General features: G+C 69.5%; 6 protein-coding genes. 5 read left to right on the top strand and 1 reads right to left on the bottom strand.

What is annotated here, in order from left to right; genetic code table 11:
• The first annotated feature begins 22 nt into the window (after positions 1 to 22).
• From AC1RJ9_RS14295 to AC1RJ9_RS14305, 3 genes are all read left to right on the top strand, one after another.
• Positions 23 to 454: an HPr kinase/phosphorylase gene (locus AC1RJ9_RS14295; protein ID WP_492837586.1), complete on the top strand. Its 432-nt coding sequence runs from the start codon at positions 23 to 25 to the stop codon at positions 452 to 454.
• Between the two features lie 75 nt (positions 455 to 529).
• The gene (locus tag AC1RJ9_RS14300; RefSeq protein WP_125154933.1) at positions 530 to 937 is read left to right on the top strand and encodes a PTS sugar transporter subunit IIA; all 408 of its coding nucleotides are present in this window, start codon (positions 530 to 532) and stop codon (positions 935 to 937) included.
• 3 nt (positions 938 to 940) lie between these two features.
• Positions 941 to 1,210: an HPr family phosphocarrier protein gene (locus AC1RJ9_RS14305; protein ID WP_492837563.1), complete on the top strand. Its 270-nt coding sequence runs from the start codon at positions 941 to 943 to the stop codon at positions 1,208 to 1,210.
• Positions 1,211 to 2,474: 1,264 nt separating this feature from the next.
• On the opposite strand, the gene bioB is transcribed toward AC1RJ9_RS14305, so the two are convergent.
• On the bottom strand, positions 2,475 to 3,518 hold the full coding sequence (bioB, locus tag AC1RJ9_RS14310) for a biotin synthase BioB (RefSeq protein ID WP_492837564.1): 1,044 nt from the start codon (positions 3,516 to 3,518) through the stop codon (positions 2,475 to 2,477).
• Between the two features lie 99 nt (positions 3,519 to 3,617).
• On the opposite strand from bioB, the gene AC1RJ9_RS14315 reads away from it, so the two are divergent.
• Together AC1RJ9_RS14315 and AC1RJ9_RS14320 are read left to right on the top strand one after the other, a co-directional pair.
• The gene (locus tag AC1RJ9_RS14315) at positions 3,618 to 5,099 is read left to right on the top strand and encodes a CYTH and CHAD domain-containing protein (protein WP_492837565.1); all 1,482 of its coding nucleotides are present in this window, start codon (positions 3,618 to 3,620) and stop codon (positions 5,097 to 5,099) included.
• A 111-nt stretch (positions 5,100 to 5,210) separates the two neighbouring features.
• Positions 5,211 to 7,235 carry a phytase gene (locus AC1RJ9_RS14320; protein WP_492837566.1) on the top strand — a complete coding sequence of 675 codons (2,025 nt, stop codon included), beginning with the start codon at positions 5,211 to 5,213 and terminating at the stop codon, positions 7,233 to 7,235.
• Positions 7,236 to 7,366: the final 131 nt, after the last annotated feature.

The raw sequence follows: 7,366 nt of genomic DNA on the forward strand, positions 1-7,366 counted from the left end.
CCCGCCGGGCGCGCCGTCCGAGATCCGTCACGCCGGCCTGATCGCCCGGCGCCAGGACGGCCTGTGGCGGGGCGCCCTGATCGAGGGCCCGTCGGGCGCCGGCAAGAGCGACCTGGCCTTGCGCGCCCTCGACGCCGGCTTCCGGCTGGTCGCCGACGACCGGGTCGTGGTGTTCACCGCCGACGGGCGCCTCTACGGCAAGGCGCCGGAAACCCTGGCGGGCCTGATCGAGGTGCGGGGCCTGGGCGTGCTCGACGCCGGCGCCCTGCCCTTCTGCGAAGTGGCGCTGGTCATCCGTTGCGTCGCCGATCCCGCCGCCGTCGAGCGCCTACCCGATCCCCGCACCGAGACGATCACGGGCGTTTCCGTTCCCGTTTTCGACCTGTGGCCGCGAGAACCCGCCGCCCCGGCGAAAATAAGACGCATGATGCAGTCTCTTGGAGTCGCCTCCTAACGAGCGTATCAAGGCCGCCCGCGCGACGCTCTCCCGGTCGCCACGGGAATGGGGATCCCTGTTGAGATACAAGGCATGATCGGGCTCGTGATCGTGACGCACGGGCGTCTGGCGGAAGAGTTCATCTCCGCCATGGAGCATGTGGTCGGGCCGCAGGCCGCCGTGAAGGCGATCTGCATCGGCCCCGAAGACGACATGGAACGCCGCCGTTCCGACATTCTGAAGGCCTGCGCCGAGGTCGACACCGACGGCGACGGCGTCATCCTGCTGACCGACATGTTCGGCGGCACGCCCAGCAACCTGGCCATCTCGGTCATGGAGCAGACCAAGGCCGAGGTCATCGCCGGCCTGAACCTGCCCATGCTGATCAAGCTGGCCAGCGTGCGCCAGCGCGAGACTCTGCAAGCCTGCGTCGCCCACGCCCAAGAGGCTGGACGCAAGTACATCTCCGTGGCCTCCTACGTGCTCGCGGGGGAAAAGTAGGGAATGACGTCAAGAACGGTCGAGATCGTCAATGAGCGCGGCCTGCACGCCCGCGCCTCGGCCAAGTTCGTGAAGACGGCGTCCGGCTTCGACGCCGAGGTGACCGTCAGCCGCGACGGCGCGTCCGTCGACGCCCGGTCCATCATGGGCCTGATGATGCTGGCCGCCGGCATCGGCTCCACCATCGACATCAGCGCGGAAGGCCCCGAGGCCGGGCCGGCGGTGGAAGCGCTGTGCGAACTGGTGGCGAACCGGTTCGACGAGGAGCGGTAGGGGGGCGGGGGACGGCTGTGGGGCGGCTCGCAACCATTCGCCACGAGTTCACTCGTCCACCACCCACCGGCATACGACGAGCGCTGCCAGCGCAATGCTCACGGCGCCCAATAGGAACGTAGGGCCAAAGAGAAGCCATGCGCCAATTGCCGTGTCGGGAACCATATGCGCGCCAATAAATATCCATGCGAACGCAAGGACGAATGCCCCCAGGGCGTATGCTCTTCCAAACCGCCGCGAAAAAGAAATCCAGGAGCCACGAGCAACAAAGGCGGCCTTGGCAGCAGGCCAAGTCCTAAAGAGCTCGCGAATTGCCGTCGCATAGAGAGCCGGCCATAGCGTAGCCGATGCGATAGCGGCGAATGTGAGCAGCAAGAGCAAGCCGACGGTTAGCATCCGACGACTTTAGGCTGAGTAGGCACGGGTCGAAAGCCGACCTTGGTCGGGTGCGATCCTTAGATCTCTTGGAGGCTGCAGCGTGCAGGGCTGATCAGGTCGCGCACCGGAAACCCTCTCCCGTGGGGAGAAGGCGGGGCCCGCCGCGAAGCGGTGGGAGGGTGAGGGCTTTCACCGGTGGCCGGTGACGCCCAGGCCGTTCCGCCGCGCGTCTCGTCCGTACCTTATCCGGAAAGACTGTAACCCCTCACCCTCCCGCGCGCGGCGCGGGTCCCTCCCTCTCCCAGAGGGAGAGGGTTTCCGGTAAGGCGCCCTCGCGGGGATTGGTGGCGCTCTGTCACCGGCGTTCGCGCGATCGAGCCCAACGAAATCAACCGCTTGTCGATTTTACGCGTCCCTGAATGATCCGCGTTCAGACCGCCCGCATACTGACTCCACCTGACAGCGCGAAAGGGACGTCCGGCCGGCGATCGTGGCGGCTGTCAGGGGTGGTCGAGCGGGAAGCGCTCGCCGGGTCTCCTCTCGGAGACTCGCCTTCGCGACCGATCCAGCGGCGGGTTCCCTGAAACATGGGGCAAAGCCCTGGCGGCGAAGGTTCGGCGGACGCGGCAGGCAGGGGCTGAAATCGCCCGTGCATCCGGGACCGGGGCTCGTCGCCCTGGCCCGCCCGTCGGGGGCCTCAAGTCGGGAGCGGGTTAAGACCCCGCGCCCCGAGGGCTCACCGGATAACGGACCACGCGGAGCGCTCTGGCTTCGTCGAAACGGTAACCTCTACCCAAACCTCCGGACGTAGTCCGGACGCTCCGCGGTCCCTTTCATTCCCTTCAGCGGCCCGCCGCGTGAAGCGGCGAAGCCGTGCCGAAGCGCCCTACTCGGCCGCGACGATCTCGTGGTCGTGCTGATGCGCCTCGACGCGGACCGCGCCGCCCATCGGCCGCAGGTCCAGGTCCTGGAACAGCTGGCTGTCCTCGTCCTGGCCCGGCAGCGGCGTGGTCAGCAGCTTGCCGCCGACGAAGATCGAGTTGGCGCCGGCCAGGAAGCACAGGGCCTGCAGTTCGCGGCTCATGCCCTCGCGGCCGGCCGACAGGCGGACCATCGACTTGGGACAGACGATGCGGGCGACGGCGATGGTGCGGACGAACTCGATGGCGTCGATGGCCTTGCCCTCGCTGAGCACCTTGTCGCCGAGCGGCGTGCCGCTCACCGGCACCAGACCGTTGATCGGCAGGCTGTCGGGATGAGCCGGCAGGGTGGCCAGCTGGTGCAGCAGGCCGGCGCGGTCGCGGCGCTGCTCGCCCATGCCGACGATGCCGCCGCAGCAGGTGCTCATGCCGGCGTCGCGGACATGGGCCAGGGTGTCGAGGCGCTCCTGATAGGTCCGCGTGGTGACGACGTCCTTGTAGTAGTCCGGACCGGTGTCGAGGTTGTGGTTGTAGTAGTCGAGGCCCGCTTCCTTCAGGGCCTTGGCCTGGTCGGCGGTCAGCATGCCCAGGGTGGCGCAGGTCTCCAGGCCGAGCGCCTTCACCTCGCCGATCATCTCAGCCAGCTTGGGAAGGTCGCGGTCCTTCAGCTCGCGCCAGGCCGCGCCCATGCAGAAGCGCTGGGCGCCGCCGTCGCGGGCGGCGCGGGCCTTGGCCACCACGTCGTCGGCGGCCATCAGCTTCTCGGCCTTGAGCCCGGTCTTGAAGTGGGCGGACTGGCTGCAATAGCCGCAGTTCTCGGCGCAGCCGCCGGTCTTGACCGACAGCAGCTGCGACAGCTGCATCTCGGAGGGATCGAAGTGAGCGCGGTGGACGGTCGCGGCGTCGAACACCAGCTCCATGAAGGGCCGTTCGAACAGCGCCTCCACCTCGGCGAGGGTCCAGTCGTGGCGAGCCGGCGGGGAGACGGGCGAAGCGTTGATCTTACTCATGGCGCGCAGGTTTGGACCGCTCCATGACGCTTGGCAAGACGTCGGCGAGGCGGCATAGCGCTAGGGGAGCCGAAGGGCCGCGCGGGAGTTGGTCAGGTCATGGATCGCGAGATCGAACTGAAATTCCTGATCCCGCCCGAGGCGGCGCTGGAGGCTCTGGCCCAGTTGAAGGGCGAGGGGGAGGTGCGCCAGCTGGACGCCACCTATTTCGACACCCCCGGCCATGCGCTGCGCAAGGCGGGCTTCGGCCTGCGGGTGCGCGATGGCGAGGGCGGCCGCAAGCAGACCCTGAAATCGGCCTCGGCCGGCGGCGTGTTCTCGCGCGGCGAATGGGAAGAGAGGATCGCCGGCCCCGATCCCGACCCCGACGCCCTGTCCCGCACCCCGGCCGCGGCCATGCTGGTCGGTCAGACCCTGACGCCGGTGTTCACCACCCGCGTCCAGCGCACCGTACGGCTGGTCGAGGTGGGCGGCGCGGTGATCGAGGCGGCCCTCGACCAGGGCGAGCTCCTCGCCGGCGGACGCCACGCGGCGGTCTGCGAGCTGGAGCTGGAGCTGAAGAGCGGCCCGGCCAGCGCCTTGTTCGACCTGGCGCGCGAGGTCGCCCGTCACGCGCCCTTGCGGCTGTCGTTGGTCAGCAAGGCCGAGCGCGGCTACGGCCTGGCCGCCGGCGATGAGGGCGGCTTGCCCCGTCGGCAGGCCGCGGCGCTGGACCACCACGCCACCGTCGGCGAGACGCTGCAGGCCTTGGGCCACGCGGATCTGGCCCATCTCTGTTCGGCGCTGGAATCGCTGCGCGAGCGGCCGGAGCCGGAGGGCGTGCACCAGGCCCGCGTCGCCACCCGCCGGCTGCGGGCGCTGCTGAAGATCTTCAAGCCGCTGGCTCAGGACGCCGCCGCCCAGAGGCTCGACGAAGGCCTGCACTGGCTGGCGGCCGAGTTCGACACGGCGCGCGACCTCGACGTCTTCATCGGCGACGTCTGGGACGAAGGCGGTCGCCGCGCCGGCTTCGCCGGTCGCGACGACTTCGAACGGGCGCTGAACGCCGCCCGCGCCAGCGCCTATCTGCGCATGGAGGCCGCGGTGGCCAGCGCCCGGGCGCGCGAGGTGTTGCTAGAGGCCGCAGCCTGGCTCGAGACCGGCGCCTGGACGCGCGATCCGGACCTGGCCGAGGTGCGCGACGGCCGCGCCGACGCCTTCGCCGCGCGGGTGCTGGATCATCGCTTCAAGCAGGTCAGAACCCGCGCCAAGCACTTCGACGACCTCGACGCCCAGGCGCGGCATCGCCTGCGGCTGAAGGGCAAGACCCTGCGCTACGCGGCCGAGGATCTCGCCCCGTTGTTCCCGGACCATCCCCATCGGGTCGAGCGATTCCTGGAGGCCGCGCGGGCGGTGCAGGACACGCTGGGCGCGCTCAACGATCGCAACGTCCGCGAGACCCTGGTCGAGACGGCCACTCAGGGCGACGCGGACCAGGCCCGCGCCGTCGCGCGCGTGGCCCTCGCCGACGACGAGGACGACCTCGTGGACGCGGCCCGCGAGGCGCTGAAGACGCTTCGGGAGGCCAAGCGGTTCTGGTGAGCGAAATCGGCGGAAATCTTGCTCCCCGTCTCACGCGGCTGTCATCGACGCGCGGTATGCGGACGAAACGGGGGTCGGGGGACAGGCCGCCGAGCACGAGGGGCCCGAGCCATGAACCGTCTGAGACTCACCGCCAGCCTGCTGGCCCTGATGACCGCGGCGCCGGCCCTGGCTCAGAACTCTCCTGGCGTCGGCGTCATCGGCGCCACGGCTCCAACCGCCCAGGGCGGCGCCAACGCCGTGGCGCTGCTGCGCGACCCGAAGGATCCGACGCGCAGCGTGATCGCCGCCTCGGCCAAGCTGGGCGGGCTCGAGTTCTATGGCCTGGACGGCCAGCGCCTCGCGGCCATCCCGGGCGGCGAGGTCTATGCGGTCGACACCCGTGACGGCGGCCCGCGCGCCCTGCTGGCCGTGCTGGACCGCCAGGCCGGCCGCCTGCGGCTGTTCGGCCGCGATCACGCCAGCGGCGAGACCACGGCGATCGACGCGCGTCCGCTGATGCTGGGCTATTCGGGCGAAGGCCTCTGCCTGCATCGCAGCGTCCGCGACGGCGCGCTCTACGCGTTCACCATGGGTCGCGAAGGGCAGCTTGATCAGTGGCTGCTCTACCCCACCGCCGACGGCAGGGTCGACGGTCGCGTCGTCCGCACCCTGCGTCTGTCGTCGGAAGCCAAGTACTGCGTCGCCGATGACGCCAGCGGCGCGCTCTATGTCGCCCAGAAGGCCGTCGGCGTCTGGCGCTACGACGCCGATCCCGAGGCCGAGCCGGTTCCGGTCATCGTCGACATCAATCGCCTGGGCCACATCGCCGGCGAGGTCGGCGGCCTGGCGGTGATCAATGGCGGCAAGGGCGCTGACTATCTGGTCGCCGCCAATGCCGACGCCGGCGATTACAATGTCTATGACCGGAGCGCGGGCGACCGCTTCCTCGGCGCCTTCAGGGTCCAGGCGAACGGGACGGCGGCGATCGAGGGGCCTTCGGGCCTGTTCGGCGTCCGCGCGCCCGTCGGTCCGGACCTGCCGGCCGGGGCGCTGCTGATCGCCGACGACCGCAACGCCGGCGCCAACAGCAAGATCCTGTCGTGGCGGGACATCGCCTCGGCGCTGAACCTGTCGCTCGGCCAGGATGCGCCGGCGGTTGAGCCCGGCAAGACGGCGCTCGTCCAGGCGACCATGGAGACCGAGCCGGTCGGCCACGACGGCGACGCCGCCGACGATCCGGCGATCTGGGTCCACCCGACCGATCCGTCCCGAAGCGCGATCATCGCCACCGACAAGAAGGGCGGCCTGCTGGTCTACGACCTGTCGGGCAAGCGGCTGCAATATCTGGCCGACGGCAAGATGAACAATGTCGACCTGCGCGGCGGCTTCAAGCTGGGCGGCAAGACAGTGACCCTGGTCGCGGCCAGCGACCGGACCCACAAGGCCATCGCGCTCTACACGATCGATCCCGAGACCCGACTACTGACCAGCGTCGCCGACGGCGTCCAGGCCACCGGCCTCTCGGACCCCTATGGCCTGTGCATGTATCGCGACCGCAGGGGCGGGACCTTCGTCTTCATCAGTGATCCCGATGGCCTGGTGCGCCAGTGGAAGCTGACCGCCACCGCGGCCGGTAAGGTCGCCGCCCAGGCCGTGCGCGACCTCAAGTTCGCCACCCAGACCGAAGGCTGCGTTACCGATGACGAGACCGGGGCGCTCTACGTCGCCGAGGAAGACGTCGCCCTCTGGAAGCTGGGCGCCGACGCCAAGGCCGGCCAGACCCGGAAAGCCGTCATCAGGGTGGCCGACAACCCGGCCTTGAAGGACGACCTGGAAGGCGTCGGCCTCTACGCCCAGGCCGGCGGCAAAGGCTATCTGGTCGTCTCCAGCCAGGGCAATAACAGCTACGCCATATTCCGCCGCGAGGGCGACAACGCCTATATCGGCAGCTTCGCGGTGACCGCCAATGGCGACAACGGCGTCGACGGCATCTCGGAGACCGACGGCCTGGATGTGACCAGCGCCTCGCTCGGCGCGGGCCTGGAGACCGGCGCCTTCGTCGCCCAGGACGGCCGCAACATCTCGCCGCCCGAGCACCAGAACTTCAAGCTCGCGCCCTGGTCGGCCATCGCGGCGAAGCTGAAACTCGAGTGAGAGGGTGTCCAGAAACGAAAAAAGCCGCCCGAAGGCGGCTGTTTCACGAAAGACCCTTGGGTGCGGGGACAGGATTTGAACCTGTGACCTTCAGGTTATGAGCCTGACGAGCTACCGGGCTGCTCCACCCC

This window comes from Caulobacter sp. GW822-FHT07D08, from assembly GCF_058798735.1.